This is a genomic window from Streptosporangium sp. NPDC050855 (genome assembly GCF_044456585.1).
GTDB lineage: Bacteria > Actinomycetota > Actinomycetes > Streptosporangiales > Streptosporangiaceae > Streptosporangium > Streptosporangium longisporum.
The window spans coordinates 81,625-99,999 of record NZ_JBITFY010000018.1; the positions used below are offsets into that span (position 1 = coordinate 81,625).

Here is an 18,375-nt window from a genome sequence, read left to right on the forward strand (position 1 = left end):
GAAACGTGACTTGACGGCGCCGTACCCTTCAATCACCATAATCCCTATCAGCACAGTAGGAAAAACAGGAAGGGGGGCGTCGTGCGTGCGCTCATCCTCTTAGGTCTTGTCGGCTTCGCCGCGCAGCTCGTCGACGGCAGCCTGGGCATGGCCTACGGTGTCACCTCGACGACGCTGCTCCTGGCCATCGGCACCAACCCCGCCGCCGCCTCGGCCACCGTTCACCTCGCCGAGATCGGCACCACCCTCGCCTCCGGCATCTCTCACTGGCGGTTCAACAACATCGACTGGAAGGTCGTCGCCAAGATCGGTATCCCCGGCGCGATCGGCGCGTTCGCGGGAGCCACCTTCCTGTCCGGCCTCTCCACCGAGGTCGCCGCCCCGATCATGTCGATCATCCTGCTCGTGCTGGGTCTGTACGTCCTGATCCGCTTCACCGCGTTCGGGCTCCCGCGCGGCAACCTGGGCAAGCCGCTGCGCAAGCGCTTCCTCGCCCCCCTCGGCCTGGTGGCCGGGTTCGTCGACGCCACCGGCGGTGGCGGCTGGGGCCCGGTCGGCACCCCGGCGATCCTGGCCAGCGGCCGCCTGGCCCCGCGCAAGGTGATCGGCTCCATCGACGCCAGCGAGTTCCTGGTCGCCATCGCCGCCAGCGTCGGCTTCTTCTTCGGCATCGGCTCGGAGAACATCGACTTCTCCTGGGTGGCCGTCCTGCTGATCGGCGGCGTCATCGCGGCCCCCATCGCCGCCTGGCTGGTCCGGCACATCCCGCCGCGCATCCTGGGCTCCGCGGTCGGCGGCGTCATCATCCTGACCAACGTGCGCACCCTGCTGCGCAGCGACTGGATCGACGCCTCCGGGAGCATCCAGGCGATCGCGTACATCACCATCGCCGTCATCTGGGCCGCGGCCATCGCCTACTCGGTGCGCGAGTACCGCCGCGACCGCGACAACGAGACGGCCGAGGCGATCGAGGCCGAGGAGCGGCGCCGCGCCGCCGAGCAGGAGACCGCGGGCACGATCGGCTGACAGCCCGGTCGGGAGATCCGTCACCCCGTCCGGAACGCCCCCTCGCCTCGGCGAGGGGGCGTTCGCGTGTCCGGGCGGCCCCGAGGGGTGTCCGGGCGGCATCGAGGGTGTTCGGGCCGGATCGGGTACGCGAGAGCCGGGACCGGGAGGGCGGCCGGGGAGGGCAGGGGAGGCCGGCGCGCCGGGCTCAGCCGCGCGTCAGGCGCAGGCGGACCTGCGTGCCCGGCCGGCCGGTACGGATCTCCAGCAGGTCGCAGACCTGGCGGACCACCCAGAGACCGTGGCCCCGCCCCCCGGGGAGGGCGGGCGGGAGATGGCCGGGGAAGGGCGCGTCCATCGACCCGGGGTCGGTGACGTCGCAGTGCACGGCTCCGGCGTCGGCCCACAGCCGGATCTCGCCGTGCCCGCCGCCGTGCTCGACCGCGTTGGTGGCGACCTCGTTGACCGCGAGGACCAGCCGCTCGACCCGCTCGGCGGGAAGGCCCAGCGTCCCCGCCCAGGCGGCCACCCGCTCCCGCATCCGGGCCAGGTCGGCGCCGAACCGGACGGTCACCCCGGCCCCCGGGGGAGGGGGCGGCAGGGGGAGGCGGTCGGCGGCGTGGGTGAAGGACGCCGGATCGGCGTAGGCGTCGCTGCGGTGCGCGCCGGAGCCGTCCAGCAGCTCAGGGTGGGTGCGCCGGGCGTCCGCGACGACGCGCCCGGGGACCGTCCGCGTGTCGTAGGGGCACAGGATCCAGGCCGGGCTGTCGGCGAAGGCGACGTTGATCACCGACTCGTAGCGCGTCCACTCGGCCTCCTGCCGCCCGTCGCGGCCGTGCCAGACCGGCTCGCCGATGACGCGGATCCGCCGGTGGGCGGCGGAGTGGGTCTCGACGTAGGCGTTGTAGGCGGCCAGGGTCCGCCCTGGTGCGTCGTACCAGTCCCGCGCGACGGCGAACTCCACCTCGTCCGCCGCGCCGCCCAGGGCGGTGCGCAGGAGCCCGGCGTTGGCCTCGGTGGTCACGGCCAGGACCCGGTCGCCGCCGGCCAGGCCGTCCAGGCAGAAACCGGTGGTCGCCGCGAGGAAGGCCCGGTCGTCGTCGTAGATCAGCGCCTGGTGGACGAGCCCGGGGGCGGTCGCGTCGTCGGTGAGGGTGCTCATGCGGGGACGACCTCCGGGTCGAGGATCAGGCCGGGGGTCCGGTCCCAGCCCACTAGGCGGACCACCTCGCCCAGCATGGGGGCCAGGTTCAGCATCCGCAGGTGCCGTCCCCGGGGAAGGAGCGCGGCCGTGCTCGCCAGGTCGCGCAGCCCGGCCACGTCGATGAACTCCAGGTCCGCCATGTCCAGCCGTACGTCGTCGTCCGGGCCGTCGCGCAGGAGGGCCTCCAGGGCCGTGCGCAGGGCGGCGATGTTGTCCTGGTCCACGATGCCGGCCACCCGCAGCAGCGGGGCGCCCGAGGGGGCGGAGCCCGGGGTGATGCGCAACCGGCCGTCGTGGAACAGCGCGTTCGCCTGCACGCCGTCGTGGTGGCAGCCGACCAGGGCGTCCAGGCGCCCGGAGGGGAACAGGCGGGTGTCGTACTGGCAGATCGCCGCGGACAGGCCCTCGTCGAACAGGGCGGTGACGCGGCGTTCGTAGGTGTCGAGCAGTTCGGTCCCCGGGGCGCCGCGCAGTGCCCAGCCCATCTCCCCGCTGACCCGGAACCCGGTGAACCCCGCGGCGAGGCAGGAGTCCACCTCCCGCCTCAGCATGGCGATCGTCGCGTCGACGTCGAAGCGGCCCGAGGGCAGGTAGCCGTCCTCGGCGGACCTCAGGGTGAGCCGGCCGGTCCGGGTCGCCGCGGCCGTGTCGATCCCGGCGCTCCCCAGCCAGCGGCGCACCCGCTCGCCCGCCGGGTCGTCGGTGAGGTACAGCACCCGCTCCCCGGACTCCAGCCCGTCGCCGACGAAGGCCGTGACCACCTCGCGCTGCTCGCTCTCGTGCGAGAACGCCGAATAGAGATGATCACCGGGTCTCACGTCCCTGACCTGGCGCACCACTGCACCCATCACCGCCTCGCCGGGGGAACACGGGGTCCCTGAAGGGTCTCGTGGTTCTTCTCCCTCAGCCTATACCGGGCATTGGATGTCTGAAATATAAGGTTTGCCCGATGTTCAGGTGAGCTTTCCGCCGATCTCCTTGATCCGGGCCCGCTGCTCGGTGACGAGCCTGCCGGCCATCCGGGCCGTGGGACGGTGCCTGCCCAGGGCGATGACCACCTGGGACATCCGGACGCCGCTGTCGAGGTGCCTGCCCAGCACGGTCAGCCACCTCCTGTCGAAGTCGGCTCCCGAACGTCTCTCCAGGGACGAGAACTGCGCGGCCGACACCGTGCCCGGCATGCCGTGGGCCCCGTGGGCCCCGTGGTCGTCCGGGTCGCGCTCGGCGGGCACCTCGGCCTTCCACGACCGCAGCCAGCCGGTCATCAGGTCGATGTCGGCCGTCTCGCTGCGGACGAGGGCGGCGGCCAGGCCGCGCACGTACGGGTCGTCGGTCCTGTCCTTCACCAGGCCGGCGAGCCGGATGGTGCAGCGGTGGTGGGAGATCATCTCCTGGGAGAACCGCACGTCCGCGTCGCCCCGGTCCGAGCCCACCCCCATCGCCTGGACGGGAGGCGGCGCCGCGGCCACCGACGAGCACCCGGCGGTCAGCATGGCGGAGACCAGCAGGGTGGCGGTCAGGGACCGTCGTCTGCGCGACCGCCGGGTGCTCATCGTGATCACTGCCCCTTTCGTACGGGTGGGAAGGATCGTTCGTGCCGTTCCACCGTGAGATACGCGGCCTCCGCCGCGGTGGTTCAGGCTCCGCGGGAGATCGTGCCGCGAGATCTCCGGACGGTGCTCCGGGGTGCCCGGTCCGGCCCTGTACCGGCCCGGCCGGTGAGCGGATCAGCCGTGCTCGGAGATGCTGTCCAGCCAGGCGCGATGCAGGCCGGCGAAGCGGCCGGTACCGCCGATCAGCTCGGCGGGCGGGCCGTCCTCGACGATCCTGCCGCCGTCCATCACCAGCACCCGGTCGGCGATCTCGACGGTCGACAGGCGGTGCGCGATGATCAGGGCCGTCCGGTCCGTCAGGACGGTCTGCATGGCCCGCTGCACCAGCCGCTCGCTGGAGACGTCCAGGCTGGACGTCGCCTCGTCGAGGATCAGCACCGCGGGGTCGGCCAGGAACGCCCTGGCGAACGCCACGAGCTGGCGCTGCCCGGCCGACAGCCGGCCGCCGTGCTTGCCGACCTGGGTGTCGTACCCCTCCGGGAGCGCCGAGACGAACGTGTCCGCGCCGATCGCGCGGGCCGCGGCCACCACGTCGGCCATGCTCGCGTCCGGCCGCCCGAACCTGATGTTGTCCGCGACGGTGCCGCTGAACAGGAAGTTCTCCTGGGTCACCAGGACGATCGCGGCGTGCCGCGTCTCCTCGCCGAGGTCGCGCAGGTCGACCCCGTCCAGCAGCACCCGCCCGGCCACCGGGTCGTAGAACCGGGAGACGAGCTTGGCCAGCGTGGTCTTGCCCGCCCCGGTGGTGCCGACCAGCGCCACCGTCTGCCCGGCCGGGACGACCAGGTTCAGCCGGGGCAGCACCGGGGTGCCGTCCAGGTAGGAGAACTCCACGTCGCGGAACTCGATCCTGCCGCGGGGATCGTCCAGCGCCACCGGGTCGGCCGGTTCGGCCACGTCCGGGCGCTCCTCCAGCACGCCGGAGAGCTTCTCCAGCGCCGCCCCTGCCGACTGGAACGTGTTATAGAACTGGCTGATCTCCTGCATGGGCTCGTAGAACTGGCGCAGGTAGAGCAGGAACGCGGCCAGCACGCCGACGGTGACCTCGCCCTGGACGGCCAGCGTGCCGCCGTACAGCAGCACGGCCGCGATCGTCACGTTCCCGATGAGCTTGACGCCCGGCGAGAAGACGGCGATCAGCCGCATGCTGCGCATGTTGGCGTCCCGGTAGTCGGTGTTGAGCCGGGAGAAGATCGCCTGGTTGCGCGGCTCCCTGCGGAACGCCTGCACCGCGCGCATGCCGGTCATCGACTCCACGAAGTGCACGATCACCAGGGCCACCGTCTCCCTGGTCCTGCGGTAGACGATGCTCGACTGCCGCCGGAACCAGCGGGTGAACAGCGCGAGCACCGGCAGCGGCAGCAGCGCCACCAGGCCGAGGTGGACGTCCAGCGCCAGCAGCAGCACGGCCGTGCCCACCAGGGTCAGCACGGCGGTGACGAGGTCGTCGAACCCCGACTGGAGCATCTCGGAGATCGCGTCGATGTCCGAGGTGAGCCGGGAGACGACCCGGCCCGAGGTGTAGCCGTCGTGGAAGGAGAGCGAGAGCCGCTGGAAGTGGTCGAAGACGCGCCGCCGCAGCTCCAGCAGGATGCCCTGGCCGATGCGCCCGGCCATCCTGAGGAACACCTGCCGGGTCACCAGCTGGACGGCCGCGGCCACCAGGATCGCCGCCACGACCGTCACCAGCGTCCCCGGGCCGGACCCCGCCAGCATCGGCGGGATGCCCGCGTCGATGCCCACCTTGACCAGGTAGGGGATGGAGAGCGAGGCGACGTTGCAGGTCACGATGATCGCGACGAGCACGATGATCTGCCTGCGGTACGGGCTGAGCAGGTCGCCGAGCAGCCGACGGGACCTGTCGCGCAGCAGGAACGACACCTGCTCCGACAGCTCGTCCTGGTCCTCGGCGGCGACCCCGCGCCACTCCCGCGTCCCGTCGCCGTTCCCGTTCCCGGTCGCGGTCGCGGTCCCGGGGGCGGGCCCGGTCGTCCCGTCCGCGGGCCCGGTCCCCACGGGGCGGGCCGGTGCGGCCGGTTCGGTCGTCGTGACCGCCTCCGGCTCCGTACGGGTCCCGGTCCGCTCGGCCGGTTCGCTCCTGCTCATCGCAGCACCTCCTGCGCGTCCTGCGCGTCCTGGTCGGCCGACAACAGCGCGCGGTACTCGGGCACGCTCGCCATCAGCTCGTGATGGCGGCCCACGTGCGCGATCGTGCCGTCCAGCAGCAGCGCCACCCGGTCGGCGAGCAGCACGGTGGAGGCCCGGTGGGCGACGACGATCCCGGTGGCTTCGCGCAGCACGTGCCGCAGCGCCTCCTCGACCAGGGCCTCGGTCTCGACGTCCAGCGCCGACAGGGTGTCGTCCAGAACCAGGATCCTGGGACGGCTGAGGACCGCGCGGGCCAGCGCGAGCCGCTGCCGCTGACCGCCGGACAGGGACATGCCCTGCTCGCCGATCCTGGTCTCCAGCCCCCACGGCAGCCGGTACACGAACCCCGCCTGGGCGACCCGGAGCGCCTCGGTGATCTCCTCCTCGCTCGCGTCGTGCCGTCCCAGCGTGAGGTTCTCCCTGACGCTCATCGAGAACAGCGTCGGCTCCTCGAAGGCGGTGGCGACCATCGAACGCAGCGTGGGCAGCGGCAGGTCGCGCACGTCCACGCCGTCGATGGTGATCCGCCCGGCGCTGACGTCGTACAGCCGGGGGACCAGGGAGACCAGCGTGGTCTTGCCCGAGCCCGTCGCGCCCACGACGGCCACCGTCTCACCCGGCCGCACCTCCAGCCGGACGTCGCGCAGCACCGGCTCGGCGGCACCGGGGAAGCGGAACTCCGCGCCCTCGAAGCGCAGGTGCCCGCGGGGACGCTCGATCGCGCGGTCCCCGCCGACGATCTCCGGTTCGGTGTCGAGGACCTCCATCACCCGGTCGGCCGCGGTCATCGCCTCCTGGCCCATCGTGAGGATGAAGCCGAGCGCAGAGATGGGCCAGACCAGCTGGAGCATCAGGGTGGCGAAGGCCACCAGCGTGCCCAGCGTGAGGGTGCCCGAGCCGACCGCGAGGGCACCGAGCAGCAGGACGAGCGCGAGCGTGATGTTCGGGATCACCTCCAGGAAGGTGAAGAACCTGGCCGACAGGCCCACCTTCTCCATCGAGGTCCCGTACACCTTCCTGGCCCCCTCCTCGAAGATCCCGGAGACGTACCGGCCGCGGCCGAAGGACTTGATGGTCCGGATACCGGCCGCGGACTCCTCGACGACCGTGGCCAGGTCGCCCTGCTCGTCCTGGACCCGGCGGGAGATGGTGATGTACCGGCGCTCGAAGCGCAGCGAGGTCACCATGATGGGCACCGCCGAGACGACCACGAGCAGGCCGAGCGGCCAGTACATGTGCAGCAGCAACCCGGTCACCGTGACGATCTGGACGGCGATCAGGACCAGGAAGAGCAGGCCGAACCCGAGGAAGCGGCGGATCGCCGACAGGTCGGTCGTGGCGCGGGAGAGCAGCTGGCCCGACTGCCAGGCGGCGTGGAAGCCCATCGGCAGCCGCTGCAGGTGGGCGTAGAGGTCGTCGCGGATCCTGGTCTCCAGGCCCAGGACGGCCTCGGCGAGCATCCACCGCCTCAGGAAGACGAGCACCGCCTCGATCACGCCCAGGACCAGGGCCAGCAGGGCCAGGGGGAGCACGCCAGTGCTGTCGCCGCGGGCGACGGGGCCGTCGATGATCTCCCGGCCGATCAGCGGGATGACGATGCCGATCCCGACCGCGGCGAACGCCGGGACCCAGATGAGGACGAGGCGGACGGCATAGGGGCGGAGATAGGACTTCAGCCTCCACAGGGAGGCGGCCCTGCCACCGGGCCGGGCCGCCGGCCGCGGGGCGCGCGGGGTGCGAGACCCGGTGTCGGTGTCGGTGTCGGTGTCGGTGGTGTCGGTGGCGTCGGTGTCGGCGTCGGTCGTTTCGGTGGCTCCGGTATCAGGGGGCATCGGCAGATGACACGCTCCTTACGGTGTTCACCGGGACGGTGACCGTTCAGGGCATGGCGGGCCGGAACCCCGTGTTCTGTCAGCCGGATCTCACCCGTGCCACCGCCGCCGGTGGCCGCCCCGCCGGATCACCGTCGCCCGTACGGCACGGGCGAACCTCCAGTCTCCGTTCCGCGCCGCGGGGGCGGCAACTGATTTGACGGTTCCCATCCCGTAACCACCAGGTCAGGCGACCTGATGACTCCGCCGGCGACCCCGGTTTTACCCGGGCCGCGGGATCTCTGCGGGGGCGGCGGAGCGCCGCGAGAAAAGGGGAGGCGACGGCGAGCCGCATGGTTGTAGGGTCGGCGACATGACCTGGCGACATTGATCCTGAACACGAGGTCGGTCCGGCACGCGCTGCCGCGGACCCCCGGAGATGCCGAGCATCCCGAGTCCGTACGGTTTCCGCGAGAAGGACCCCATGACCACTTTCTCTTCACGCACGTCCGGCGTGCCCGCCGAGCGCGCGAGGCGCCTGGCCGCGACGCTCTACGCCTACGCCTTCCTTGACGAGTTCGTCCTGCTGTACCCGTTCTACGCGCTGCTGTTCGTGGAGACGGGCCTGTCGACCGCCGAGATCTCCTCGCTGATGGCGATCTGGTCGATCACCTCCGTCGTGATGGAGGTCCCCTCGGGGGTGCTGGCCGACGCCGTCTCGCGGCGCCTGCTGCTCGCCCTCGCGCCACTGCCAGCCGCGGCCGGTTTCACGCTGCTGGCCGTCTCCTCCTCCTACTGGTTGTTCGCCGTCGGCTTCGTCCTGTGGGGCCTCTCCGGTGCCCTGCAGTCGGGGGCGCTCGAGGCGCTGGTCTACACCGAGCTGGACCGGCTCGGCGCCGCCGGTCGCTACGGCGCGGTGATGGGACGTGCCCGTGCGATCGGCACGGGCGCGGCCATGGCGTCCATGGCCGTGGCGGCCCCGGTGTTCGCGCTGGGCGGCTATCCCCTGGTCGCGATCGGCAGCGTCCTGGCCTGCCTGCTCGCGGCGGCGGTCGCGCTGACCTTCCCCGAGCACCGCGGACGGACCGCGCCGCGGGACGAGCCCGGCCGCGACGACGACGTCCCGGCACCCGCCCGGGGCATCGATCGCGACGCCCCCGAGGAGGAGGCGCCGGGCGGCTACGCCGCGATCCTGCGCGAGGGACTGCGGCTGGCGCGCACCGACCGGACGACGCGGCGGGCCCTGCTGCTGGTGCCGGTGGTGACCGCGCTCTGGGGCTCGCTGGAGGAGTACACCCCGCTGCTCGCGCTCGGCGTCGGCGTGGCCACGCACGTCGTACCGCTCCTGGTGCTGCTGGTCGCCGTGGGCATCGCGGCCGGAGGTGTGCTCGTGACCTTCGCGCGCGGTGCCGGGGACCGGGGACTCGCCGGGATCCTGGCGGCCGGGGCGCTGGCGCTCGGGGCGGGGGCCATGAGCGGGAGCGTGGCGGGCTTCGTCGCGGTCGCGGCGGCCTTCTGCGCCTTCCAGGTGGCGAGCGTGCTCGCCGACGTACGGCTCCAGGAGAGCATCACCGGCCCCGCCCGCGCCACCGTGACCTCGCTGGCCGGGCTGGGCACCGAGCTGGGCGCCGTCCTGGTCTACGGGGGCTACGCCGCGGCCTCGACGTTCGCCGGCCATGACGCGATCTTCGCCGCCTCGGCGGTGCCGTACGCGGCCCTGGCCCTGATGCTCCTGGTCACCGGGACCCGCTCGCGGAGGGCCGCCCGGCCCGGCGCGGACGCCTCGGGACGGGGAAGCCGGCCCTCGCCCGCGGGACCGGGCGGTGACTGACGCCTGACCGGCCGGGCGTCCTCCTGACCCGCGGTCTCCCGGCGCCCGGTCCCTCGGATCGGGCGTTACGCGCCGATGCCGGAGTACCGGGCCCGGGAGACCGGACGTCAGGAGGTTTCGCCGAACCGTGCCCGCCACGGCCCGGGCAGGTCCTGCCGTTCCCAGTCGTCGGTGTAGGACGGGGGCCTGACGCCCCGGTAGGTCACGATGATGTCGTGGCCGCGTTCCCGGAATTTCTGGATGCGCCGGGGCATGGTGTCGCCGAACCGCTGAGCGATGGCCTGTGACTCGCAGCCCAGCAGGTAGCCGAGCTGGGCGCCGCCCTGCCCGTAGATCACGCACGGCCCCTTGATCCGGGGTCTGAGCTCCTCGGCGGCGGCGTTCATGACGTCGCGGTCGGCGCGGACACCCGACGACATGGCGACGGCGACGGTGCCCTGGAGGATCAGGTGAGCGGCCACCCCGGCCAGGACCATCGGTACGGGGGCCGACCTCGCGACGGTCGCGACGGGGAGGGCCAGCAGGGCGTACGCCGGGAGCAGGAAGCGAGGGGCGGCGTAGTCGACGTAGAAGAAGTACGGCAGCGCCATCGCCACGGCCGTCGCCGTCGCCAGCGCGAGCGCGCGGAACCACGGGGTGTTCCGAGCCGCCCACAGGCCCGCGCCCGCGGCCAGCGGGATCGCGATCCACCAGATGAGCAGGACGGGGGACACGCCGCCGCACTCGACCCCGAAGCGGCACAACGTCGGCCCGTCGAGGGCGCGGGCGTGCTCGTCCAGGGTGACGGTCAGCCCGGTGTCGTTGTGCTCCCCGGCCGCCCCGAGGCGTTCGGTGACCCCGCCGAACCGGGCGATCGCCTCGGCCGTCCACTGGCCCCAGCCGATCGCCAGCCCCGCGGCCAGCGCCGCCAGCTCCCGGAACCGCCGCTGCCACAGGGCGTAGGCGGCCAGCGGCACCGCCAGCACCAGCGCGTCGGTCGGCCGCATGAGCGAGACGAGCACCATGGAGGCGCCCAGGCCCAGTGGCGTCCCGGTCAGCAGGAAGCCGGTGGCGGCGACCGCGCCCAGCGCGACGTAGAGGTTGGGCATCGCCTGGTTGCCGTAGAAGAGGGACAACCAGCATCCGGCCAGCAGCAGGGCGGCCAGCGGCACGACCCAGTGGTTCCTGACCCGCAACCAGACGGCGAAGGCGCCGAAGAGGGCGGCGGAGGAGACCAGGGTCAGCCAGATCCGCAGCACGACCACCTCGTCGGTGATCGCCACGATCGGCGCGACGAGGAGCGGCACTCCCTGGGCGCGCGGGGCGGAGTAGACGGCGGGCGGCGCGTGGGCGGCGTACTGTGAGGCGTAGACGGCCTCGTCCCAGCCGATCCCCATGCCGAGGGTGGGGATGAGGAGCTGGGCGGTGAGGTACAGCAGCGCCACCCCCGCGAGCAGGACCGCAGGGGTGGTGGTGACCTCTCGCCGGACGATGATCATGACATCCTCCCGATACCCCGGAAGGGCTTCCCTAACCTGCGGGCGATCGAACACACCTGGCCGACAGGAGAGTCTTCCCTGAGGGCGTTCCCGATGCGGCCGGGCCCTGATGATCTCCCTGCGTCGTCACCGTGACGGCCCGGCTCTTCCCGCGACGACCGGATCACGGGCGCGTGCTCACGAGCCGTCCCGGGCCCGGGGCCCACCGGAGCCTCGGGACGGCCCTCACCGGCTCCGGCGCATTCCGTCCCGCTCGGCCCCTGTCACCCGGCCCCGGACCCCCGGGCCCCCGGACGTCAGGCGTCCGTGTCCACCAGGCCCGCCTCGTAGGCGATGATCGCCGCCTGGACGCGGTTGTTCACGCCGAGACGCTGCAGTATCGCGCTGACGTGGGCCTTGACGGTGCCCTCCGACAGGAACAGCGCGCGGCCGATGTCCTGGTTGGGCATGCCCCGGCCGATGAGCGCCAGCACCTCGCGCTCGCGCGGGGTCAGCGACTCCACCCGCCCGCGCGCGGTGCCCGCCCTGGCGAGCCTGCCGCCCAGCCGCGCGATGACCTTCCGCGCGATCCTCGGTGACAGGTACGCCCCGCCGTCGGCGACCGCCCGCACCCCGATGATCAGTTCGCGGGGGTCGGCCGCCTTCAGCAGGAACCCGCTCGCGCCCTCGTCGAGGGCCCTGGCGACGTACTCGTCCTCGTCGAACGTGGTCAGCATGACGACCGCGACCTCCGGCATGGCGGCACGCACCTCGGCCGCGGCCGACAGGCCGTCCAGGCGGGGCATCCGGATGTCCAGCAGCACGACGTCCGGCCGGTGGGCGCGCGTCAGCTCGACCGCCTCGCGCCCGTCGCGGGCCTCGGCGACCACCTCGACGCCCTCGTCGGTGGCCAGGATCGCCCTCACCCCCGCCCGGATCATGGCCTCGTCGTCGGCCAGCACCACCCTGATCATCGGCTCTCCCCGCCTCCTTCCCGGTCCTCGGGCGAACCCTCACCGGAGGAGGGTGCGCCCCGGCCGGACGGAACCCCTGCGCGGTCGTACGGCAGCCGCGCCGTCACGGTGAACGCTCCGTCGCCCGGACCGGCCCGCAGCGTGCCGCCGAGCAGCCGCACCCGCTCGCGCAGGCCCGCTATCCCGCTCCCGCCGCCCGGCGGCACCGGCACGGCACCGGACGCGGAACCGGGTACGGCACCGGTCACGGGGCCGGGGCCGGCGGGCGGTGCGACGGGCACGGGGACGGGGTTGGACACGATGACGGTGACCGTGTCGCGGGTCCGCTGGACGCGGACGAGCACGTCCGTCCCGGGGGCGTGGCGGGCGGCGTTGGTCAGCGCCTCCCGCACCACCCGGTGCGCCGCCCTGTCCACCAGCGGCGGCAGGGGAGTCCGCTCGCCGGTGCGACGGAGGGCGACCGCCATCCCGGCGCCGCGCGCGCGGTCCACCAGCGCCTCGACGGACTCGTCCGGCGGCTCGGTCGAGGCGGTGCCGCTCTCGCGCAGCGCGCCGAGGGTGTGGCGGAGCTCGTCGGTCGCGGTGACCGCGGAGGCCCGCAGCCGGGCCGCGGCCTGCCGGTTCTCCTCGGTCATGTCCGCGGCCAGTTCCAGGGCCCCGGCGCGCAACGCGATCAGCGCCAGCTCGTGGCCCAGCGAGTCGTGCAGGTCCGCGGCGATGCGGGCGCGTTCGCGCAGCGCGACGCGTTCGGCGATGAACTCCCGCTCCCGGCTGAGCCGGGCGATCCGCTCCCGGCCCGCCTCCACCAGGTCGGCCTGCTGGCGCCGGAAGCGGCCCGCCAGCCACGGCAGCACCGCGAACAGCGCCAGCACCAGCAGGGCACCGGCCCCGACCGAGGGGTCCAGCGCGCCGGCGACGACCCCGGGCAGCGCGACGGCGGCCAGGACCTCCCAGCCCCGCCGTACCGGCAGGTGGCGTCCGTGCAGGTAGGCGGCCACGACGAGCAGCATGAGGAACAGCTGCCGCCACAGCGGGACGTGGTCGAGGTACAGCCCGTTGAGCAGGGCCGATCCCGCGATCACCGCCAGGATCACACCGTTTCTCACCTGCCCGACACTACCGATCGCAACCTGACCAGCCGTACCGCGGTGGTGACGGCCCCGGCCGCGGCCACGACCGCGAAGGTGATCGTCAGCGGTGCGGCGAAGTAGACGAGCTGCTCCCAGGTGACCGTCCGGCCGTTCGTGAGGAAGGAGATCAGGTCCGGATAGAGGGCGAACAGCGGCACCGGCAGCAGCACGGGCAGCAGCCGCGCCCCGATCCACCAGCGGGGGCTACCGGCCCGGCCGCTCGCCCAGCGGCGGGCCCGCAGCACGCCCAGCACGCCCAGCCCCGTCGCGGCCAGTGCGATCAGGCCCAGGACCAGCTCGAACGTCTGCCGTTCACCGCCCGGCACCTCGGGGGTCCGGCCCTCGCTCATCGCGACGAGACCGGCGAGCACGTTGTAGGTGTCGTCGTGGAGGGCGGCGCTGTTGGTCATGACCGCGAACCCGTACCCCGTCTCCGGGACGATCGCCTGCACCGCGGTGTAGGTGAACAGGTTGCCCGAGTGCACGAGGAGCCTGGTGCCGTTCAGCCTCTCCTCGCCCCAGCCCATGCCGTAGTCGCCCACCACGGAGGGCGCGTGCATGGTCTTCAGGCTCTCCGGCGTCACCGGCCGCCCGCCGCCACCGGTCTGGCCGATCAGCCACCGGCCCATGTCGGCCGCGGTGGTGACGAGGCCGCCACTGCCGCCGTCTCGGAAGGCGGGCAGCTCGGGGCGCGCCACCCAGGCGCCGTACAGGGAGTTGAACCCTTCGGACGGTGTGACGGCCCGGTCGCCGACGGCGCTGCCGGTCATGCCGAGCGGGCCGAGGACGCGCTCCCTCAGGTGGTCGCCGAAGGCGCGCCCCCCGGCGACCTCGACCAGCCGGGCGGCCAGGTCGTAGTTGACGTTGCAGTACGCCCAGCGCGTACCGGGGTCGGAGGCCAGGGTGCCGGTGGCCAGCGTGGACACGTAGGCGGCCAGGGATCCCGCCGCCTGTGCCGCGCCGATGTCGACGGTGGTGTCGGACAGGCCCGAGGTCTGGTTGAGCAGCTGGCGCACGGTGATGCGGGCGGCGCGGGGATCGGCCATCCGGAACTCCGGCAGTCGCCCGGCGACCGGTTCGTCCAGGGAGATCCTGCCGTCCTCGACCAGCGTCATGACGGCCATGGCGGTGAAGGATTTGCTGATCGAGGCGACGCGCATCGGGGTCCGCTCGGTGACCGGCTCGCCCTTCGAGTCGCGCCCGTATCCGGCGGCGTGCACGATCCTGTCCCCGTGGGTCACGACGACGGACATCCCCGGCAGGCCGGTGGACTCCATGACCGCGCCGAGGTAGGCGTCGACGGCGGCCGGGGCCGGCTCGGCGGGCGGTGCGGCGGACGCTGCGACGGACGGTGTGGTGGAGGGGGTGGTGGAGGGGGCGACGGCCCGCGCGGCGGGGGACACGGCGAGGGGGAGGACGACCGTGCCGATCGCCACCGCCAAGCCGATGAGCGTGCGTTTCATGACGAAGAACCTAGGAACCCGCGGCCCCGGGGGAATCCGACGATCGGCCACGACCACCCCTGACGAAAGTCGGGTCCCCTCCGGGCCCGGACGCGTCCTCGACGGCCTCGACGGCCTCGACGGCCTCGACGGCATCGCCGGCCCCTCGGGCACCGGCCGCCCGGACGGCCGTCGGGGGTCTCCCGGGCCGTGTAATCGCCCTGCAATCCCCTGTCGATGACGGCGGTGGAGACTTCGGTCATCCCGGAGCCGCCCACCCGGAAAGACGCACGGTGGAGCTCCACCCCTTCCAGAAGAGAAGAGAAGGACTGCGATGTCCCATTCCGCCCCGGCCTCCACCGGTACCCAGGAGATGAAGGCCACCGTCGCCGCGATCAACGCGAGCGGCACGACACTGGACACCGCCGCCGCCAAGATCGTCGATGTCATCGGACTGCCGTCGTTCCAGCAGGCGCTGGCCGAGCGTCCCGAACTCCGGGCGCTGGAACCGCTGCGGGCGGTCGACCTGATCTCCTCCTCGCTGGCCGAGAGCCTCTTCGTCGGCGCGGCCGACGATCAGGACGTGCTCATCGAACTCGAGGGCGAGCTCGTGGCGGTGCCGGCCGGGCAGCGCGAGGTGCTGCGCTCGGCGGTCACCAGGGCGCTCGGCGCGAAGGTCACCGCGGTGGGCACGCTGCTGAAGGCCACGGCATGAGCATCCTGACGCTGCTGACGCCCTCTGCGCGGGTGATCGGCAGGGAGACGATCCGGGGGCACGCCACCCGCAGGATGATCACCGGGGTGACCCCTCAGAGGATCACCGTGCGCTCGTACGGGACCGGCGTACGCCCGCCGGGGTTCGGCCTGGCCGAACTGATCGGCAACACCGTCTCCTTCCTGAGCGAGTACCTGTCACCGGCCGCGCCCCCGCAGGCCACCACGCCCGCCACCCCGGCCCCGGCCTCGGTTCCCGTCACGGCTCCGGACGACCGGTCGCGCAAGGAACCGGCGGACCCGTGGGCGGGCGAGGCGACGTGGACGGCCGTCGACAGGTACGGCATCCCGTGCAGTCCCGGCCGCCTGGAGAGGCTCTACCGCACGCACGGCGTGCCGCCCGAGGTGCTGTTCCGCGACGGCATGCCCGCTCCGGGCGACGACTTCGACCTGCGGAGGCACCAGGGACGCACCGTCGCACGGGAGAGGACGGACGACGCCTTCTACGGTGCCTGTCACGTCGCGGTCTGGGGGGACGACGAGGGGCCGGCGTTCGACATGACCGACCGGTACATGTCGGTGATCAAAGACGGCTACGGCTACGCCATGCCGAACCAGCTCGGGAACATCGACATCGCCGAGATGGAGACCGTCGTGCACATGGTCCCGCCGCACAAGATCGTGGCCGTGCTGGACAAGCACACCGGCGAGATCCACCTCAACCCGGCGAATCCGCAGGACCTCTCCGACGAGCTCGCCAAGCACCTCGGGAAGATATGGGAGATCGGCCTCCGGAAGGGCATCTACCGGAAGCCCGAACGTTCCTGACGCCACGACGAGGTGGCCGGGGTCCGTCCCCGGTCACCTCGTCACGGCGGGGCCGCCGGGCCGCGTCAGCGGCCGACGGGGCGGGGCAGGCCCAGCTCGGCGAAGACCGGGCGGTGGTCGGTGTTCGCCAGGGCGTGGACGCCGAAGGCCCGCACCGCCATGCGCGAGTCGGCGAGCACGTGGTCGATCGTCACACCGGGGACCGGTGACCAGCCCTGCTGCGGCCAGGTGGGCGTCAGGCCGTGCCCGGTGACGTCGGCCGCGTCCCGGTAGCCGCTGCCGAGCAGGTCGCGTACCTGCCGGTGGTCGAGGGTGGCGTTGAAGTCGCCGGCCAGCACCCGCAGCCGGCCGCCCGCCCGGGGCAGCGCCCGTAGCCCCGCGTCCCAGCACGGGATTTTGTGGTCGAACCGGGGCGCGCAGGGGTGGACCGAGACGACCTCGATCTCGTGGCCGCTCGGATGCCTGATCACCCCTCGCGCCTGCCGGAAGCCGCCCAGCTCGATCATGGGGCTTTCGGTGACGGGGTGCCTGGAGTAGACGGCCGAGCCCCGCACCCCCTCGACCGCGCGGTCCACGACGTGCGGCATGCTCTCGCGCAGGCCGGCCTTCTCCAGGCGCCCGCGCGCCGCGGGGGTGATCTCCTGGAGGGCCAGCACGTCCGGGTCGAGGGAGCGTACGAGCCTCATCAGCGCGTCGGTGTCCCCCGCGCCGACGGCCAGGTTCGCGGCGAGCACCCGGAGCCGTCCGTCCGAGGCGGGGCCGGCGGTGTCACCGAAGTGGCGGGGGAGCACGGTGGCCGCCAGGACCACGCTCGCGACCAGGGCGAGGGCCGCGGCGGCCCGGCGGCGCAGCCCCAGCGCGATCAGCAGGGGCAGCACCGAGGCCGCCGCCACGTACGGCGTGAACGCCACCAGGGGGACCCACTGCCACACCGGGGTCCAGCCGCCGGCCCTCAGCACCGCCCACACCGCGCACGGCAGCACCGCCAGCCAGACCGGTACGCTCACCCATCTCGATCTGATCATGTATCGGGAGGGTAACGACAACCCGTGCAGTTTCCGTGAAGATCATGGCGTTTATCCGCGCAGACGCGGGCGGATCGCCCCTCTTGCGGGTCCGCCGTGGCGGTCAGCGCTCCCGGGTGAGGTCGTAGGCCTGGGCGACCAGCTCGTAGGAACGGATCCGGTCGGCGGGGTCGTGGACCATCGTCGTGATCATCAGCTCGTCGGCCTCGGTCCGCTTGCGCAGGTCCTCCAGCCCGTGGCGAACCTCGCCGGCGTCCCCGAGCACCACCTTGGACAGGTAGTCGTCGAGGAAGTCCCTCTCGATCGGGCTGTAGGGGTGGTTCTCGGCCTCCTCGGGCGTGGGGACCGGCTGCGGGGCGCCGCGGCGCAGCCGCAGCATGGACAGGCCGCCGGAACGGGCCAGACGCAGAGCCTGATCGGACGTGTCCGCGGCGACCGCCGAGACGCCGATCATCGCGTAGGGCCGGTCGAGGACGGCCGAGGGCTGGAACGAGGACCGGTAGAGCTCCAGGGCCGGGACGGTGTTGCCCGCGCTGAAGTGGTGCGCGAACGCGAACGGAAGGCCGAGCATGCCGGCGAGCCGAGCGCTGAAGCCGCTGGAGCCCAGCAGCCAGATCGGCGGGCGGCCCGACTCGGGGGAGCGGGGGGTGGCGACGACCCGCTCCAGCGGGTGCCCCGCGGGGAAGGCGCCGTCCAGGAAGGCGGTCAGCTCGGCCAGCTGCTCGGGGAAGTCGTCGGCGTCCGGGCCGTGCCGGCGAAGTGCCCGCGCGGTGGCGGGATCGGTGCCCGGGGCCCGGCCCAGGCCGAGGTCGATGCGGCCGGGGTGCAGGGCGTGCAGGGTGCCGAACTGCTCGGCGACGATCAGCGGGGCGTGGTTGGGCAGCATGACACCGCCGGAACCGAGCCGGATGGACGTGGTCGCCGCGGCCAGATGGGCGATCAGCACGGCCGGGGACGAGCTGGCCACCGAGGGCATCCCGTGATGCTCGGCCACCCAGATCCGGTGGTACCCCCACCCCTCCGCCCGCCTGGCCAGCTCGGTGCTCGCCCTCAGCGTCTCGGTGGGTGTGATCCCCGCGCCGACGACGGCCAGCTCCAGGATCGACAGGGGGACCTCACTGGAGCCGCGGGCCGTCCCGCGGATGTCGTCTTGAGCCATGAAGGCGGCAACCCGGTGGGCCGGGGGTTTATTT

The 18,375-nt window shown here is 73.0% G+C and carries 15 protein-coding genes; 4 read left to right on the top strand and 11 right to left on the bottom strand.

What is annotated here, in order from left to right; translation table 11 throughout:
• The first annotated feature begins 81 nt into the window (after nt 1-81).
• Complete coding sequence (locus ACIBCT_RS30635; protein WP_399194461.1) at nt 82-1,026, top strand: sulfite exporter TauE/SafE family protein; 945 nt, start codon at nt 82-84, stop codon at nt 1,024-1,026.
• Between the two features lie 187 nt (nt 1,027-1,213).
• Here the strand turns inward: ACIBCT_RS30635 and ACIBCT_RS30640 are convergent, their stop codons facing one another.
• The 5 genes from ACIBCT_RS30640 to ACIBCT_RS30660 all read right to left on the bottom strand — a co-directional run bounded on the left by ACIBCT_RS30640 (nt 1,214) and on the right by ACIBCT_RS30660 (nt 7,802).
• Entirely contained in the window at nt 1,214-2,167 is a 954-nt protein-coding gene (locus ACIBCT_RS30640) for an anti-sigma factor RsbA family regulatory protein (RefSeq protein WP_399194463.1), read from the bottom strand.
• A complete protein-coding gene (locus tag ACIBCT_RS30645; protein WP_399194465.1) occupies nt 2,164-3,057 on the bottom strand; it encodes an MEDS domain-containing protein in 894 nt (297 codons plus the stop codon). The genes ACIBCT_RS30640 and ACIBCT_RS30645 overlap by 4 nt, the downstream gene beginning before the upstream one ends.
• Before the next feature lie 105 nt (nt 3,058-3,162).
• Nucleotides 3,163-3,762, bottom strand: a complete 600-nt coding sequence (locus ACIBCT_RS30650; protein ID WP_399194467.1) for a DUF305 domain-containing protein — start codon at nt 3,760-3,762, stop codon at nt 3,163-3,165.
• A gap of 174 nt (nt 3,763-3,936) precedes the next feature.
• The gene (locus tag ACIBCT_RS30655) at nt 3,937-5,928 is read right to left on the bottom strand and encodes an ABC transporter ATP-binding protein (protein ID WP_399194470.1); all 1,992 of its coding nucleotides are present in this window, start codon (nt 5,926-5,928) and stop codon (nt 3,937-3,939) included.
• Nucleotides 5,925-7,802 carry an ABC transporter ATP-binding protein gene (locus tag ACIBCT_RS30660; protein ID WP_399194472.1) on the bottom strand — a complete coding sequence of 626 codons (1,878 nt, stop codon included), beginning with the start codon at nt 7,800-7,802 and terminating at the stop codon, nt 5,925-5,927. Before ACIBCT_RS30660 ends, ACIBCT_RS30655 begins: the two co-directional genes overlap by 4 nt.
• Nucleotides 7,803-8,265: 463 nt before the next feature.
• On the opposite strand from ACIBCT_RS30660, the gene ACIBCT_RS30665 reads away from it, so the two are divergent.
• Complete coding sequence (locus ACIBCT_RS30665) at nt 8,266-9,612, top strand: MFS transporter (RefSeq protein ID WP_399194474.1); 1,347 nt, start codon at nt 8,266-8,268, stop codon at nt 9,610-9,612.
• A 107-nt stretch (nt 9,613-9,719) separates the two neighbouring features.
• On the opposite strand, the gene ACIBCT_RS30670 is transcribed toward ACIBCT_RS30665, so the two are convergent.
• The 4 genes from ACIBCT_RS30670 to ACIBCT_RS30685 form a co-directional block, all read right to left on the bottom strand.
• Nucleotides 9,720-11,090, bottom strand: coding sequence for a hypothetical protein (locus tag ACIBCT_RS30670; protein WP_399194476.1), 1,371 nt, complete (start codon nt 11,088-11,090; stop codon nt 9,720-9,722).
• A 296-nt stretch (nt 11,091-11,386) separates the two neighbouring features.
• Nucleotides 11,387-12,043, bottom strand: coding sequence for a response regulator (locus ACIBCT_RS30675; RefSeq protein WP_399194478.1), 657 nt, complete (start codon nt 12,041-12,043; stop codon nt 11,387-11,389).
• The gene (locus ACIBCT_RS30680) at nt 12,040-13,149 is read right to left on the bottom strand and encodes a sensor histidine kinase (protein WP_399194480.1); all 1,110 of its coding nucleotides are present in this window, start codon (nt 13,147-13,149) and stop codon (nt 12,040-12,042) included. The genes ACIBCT_RS30675 and ACIBCT_RS30680 overlap by 4 nt, the downstream gene beginning before the upstream one ends.
• Nucleotides 13,146-14,636, bottom strand: a complete 1,491-nt coding sequence (locus ACIBCT_RS30685; protein WP_399194482.1) for a serine hydrolase domain-containing protein — start codon at nt 14,634-14,636, stop codon at nt 13,146-13,148. The genes ACIBCT_RS30680 and ACIBCT_RS30685 overlap by 4 nt, the downstream gene beginning before the upstream one ends.
• Before the next feature lie 313 nt (nt 14,637-14,949).
• On the opposite strand from ACIBCT_RS30685, the gene ACIBCT_RS30690 reads away from it, so the two are divergent.
• The gene (locus ACIBCT_RS30690) at nt 14,950-15,330 is read left to right on the top strand and encodes a hypothetical protein (protein WP_344907165.1); all 381 of its coding nucleotides are present in this window, start codon (nt 14,950-14,952) and stop codon (nt 15,328-15,330) included.
• Nucleotides 15,327-16,157 (top strand): hypothetical protein, encoded by an 831-nt coding sequence (locus ACIBCT_RS30695; RefSeq protein ID WP_399194484.1) that lies wholly within the window; start codon nt 15,327-15,329, stop codon nt 16,155-16,157. The genes ACIBCT_RS30690 and ACIBCT_RS30695 overlap by 4 nt, the downstream gene beginning before the upstream one ends.
• 65 nt (nt 16,158-16,222) lie before the next feature.
• Here ACIBCT_RS30695 and ACIBCT_RS30700 read toward each other — a convergent pair whose 3' ends face one another.
• Nucleotides 16,223-17,182, bottom strand: a complete 960-nt coding sequence (locus ACIBCT_RS30700) for an endonuclease/exonuclease/phosphatase family protein (protein ID WP_399194486.1) — start codon at nt 17,180-17,182, stop codon at nt 16,223-16,225.
• Between the two features lie 103 nt (nt 17,183-17,285).
• Entirely contained in the window at nt 17,286-18,341 is a 1,056-nt protein-coding gene (locus ACIBCT_RS30705) for an LLM class flavin-dependent oxidoreductase (protein ID WP_399194488.1), read from the bottom strand.
• Between the last annotated feature and the right edge of the window lie 34 nt (nt 18,342-18,375).

Excerpts from the sequence above, each read along its gene's own strand:
- ACIBCT_RS30675 (WP_399194478.1), bottom strand. The coding sequence starts at position 12,043 with ATGATCAGGGTGGTGCTGGCCGACGACGAGGCCATGATCCGGGCGGGG.
- ACIBCT_RS30690 (WP_344907165.1), top strand. The coding sequence starts at position 14,950 with ATGTCCCATTCCGCCCCGGCCTCCACCGGTACCCAGGAGATGAAGGCC.
- ACIBCT_RS30700 (WP_399194486.1), bottom strand. The coding sequence starts at position 17,182 with ATGATCAGATCGAGATGGGTGAGCGTACCGGTCTGGCTGGCGGTGCTG.
- ACIBCT_RS30685 (WP_399194482.1), bottom strand. The coding sequence starts at position 14,636 with ATGAAACGCACGCTCATCGGCTTGGCGGTGGCGATCGGCACGGTCGTC.
- ACIBCT_RS30645 (WP_399194465.1), bottom strand. The coding sequence starts at position 3,057 with ATGGGTGCAGTGGTGCGCCAGGTCAGGGACGTGAGACCCGGTGATCAT.
- ACIBCT_RS30695 (WP_399194484.1), top strand. The coding sequence starts at position 15,327 with ATGAGCATCCTGACGCTGCTGACGCCCTCTGCGCGGGTGATCGGCAGG.
- ACIBCT_RS30650 (WP_399194467.1), bottom strand. The coding sequence starts at position 3,762 with ATGAGCACCCGGCGGTCGCGCAGACGACGGTCCCTGACCGCCACCCTG.
- ACIBCT_RS30705 (WP_399194488.1), bottom strand. The coding sequence starts at position 18,341 with ATGGCTCAAGACGACATCCGCGGGACGGCCCGCGGCTCCAGTGAGGTC.
- ACIBCT_RS30655 (WP_399194470.1), bottom strand. The coding sequence starts at position 5,928 with ATGAGCAGGAGCGAACCGGCCGAGCGGACCGGGACCCGTACGGAGCCG.
- ACIBCT_RS30660 (WP_399194472.1), bottom strand. The coding sequence starts at position 7,802 with ATGCCCCCTGATACCGGAGCCACCGAAACGACCGACGCCGACACCGAC.
- ACIBCT_RS30665 (WP_399194474.1), top strand. The coding sequence starts at position 8,266 with ATGACCACTTTCTCTTCACGCACGTCCGGCGTGCCCGCCGAGCGCGCG.
- ACIBCT_RS30670 (WP_399194476.1), bottom strand. The coding sequence starts at position 11,090 with ATGATCATCGTCCGGCGAGAGGTCACCACCACCCCTGCGGTCCTGCTC.
- ACIBCT_RS30640 (WP_399194463.1), bottom strand. The coding sequence starts at position 2,167 with ATGAGCACCCTCACCGACGACGCGACCGCCCCCGGGCTCGTCCACCAG.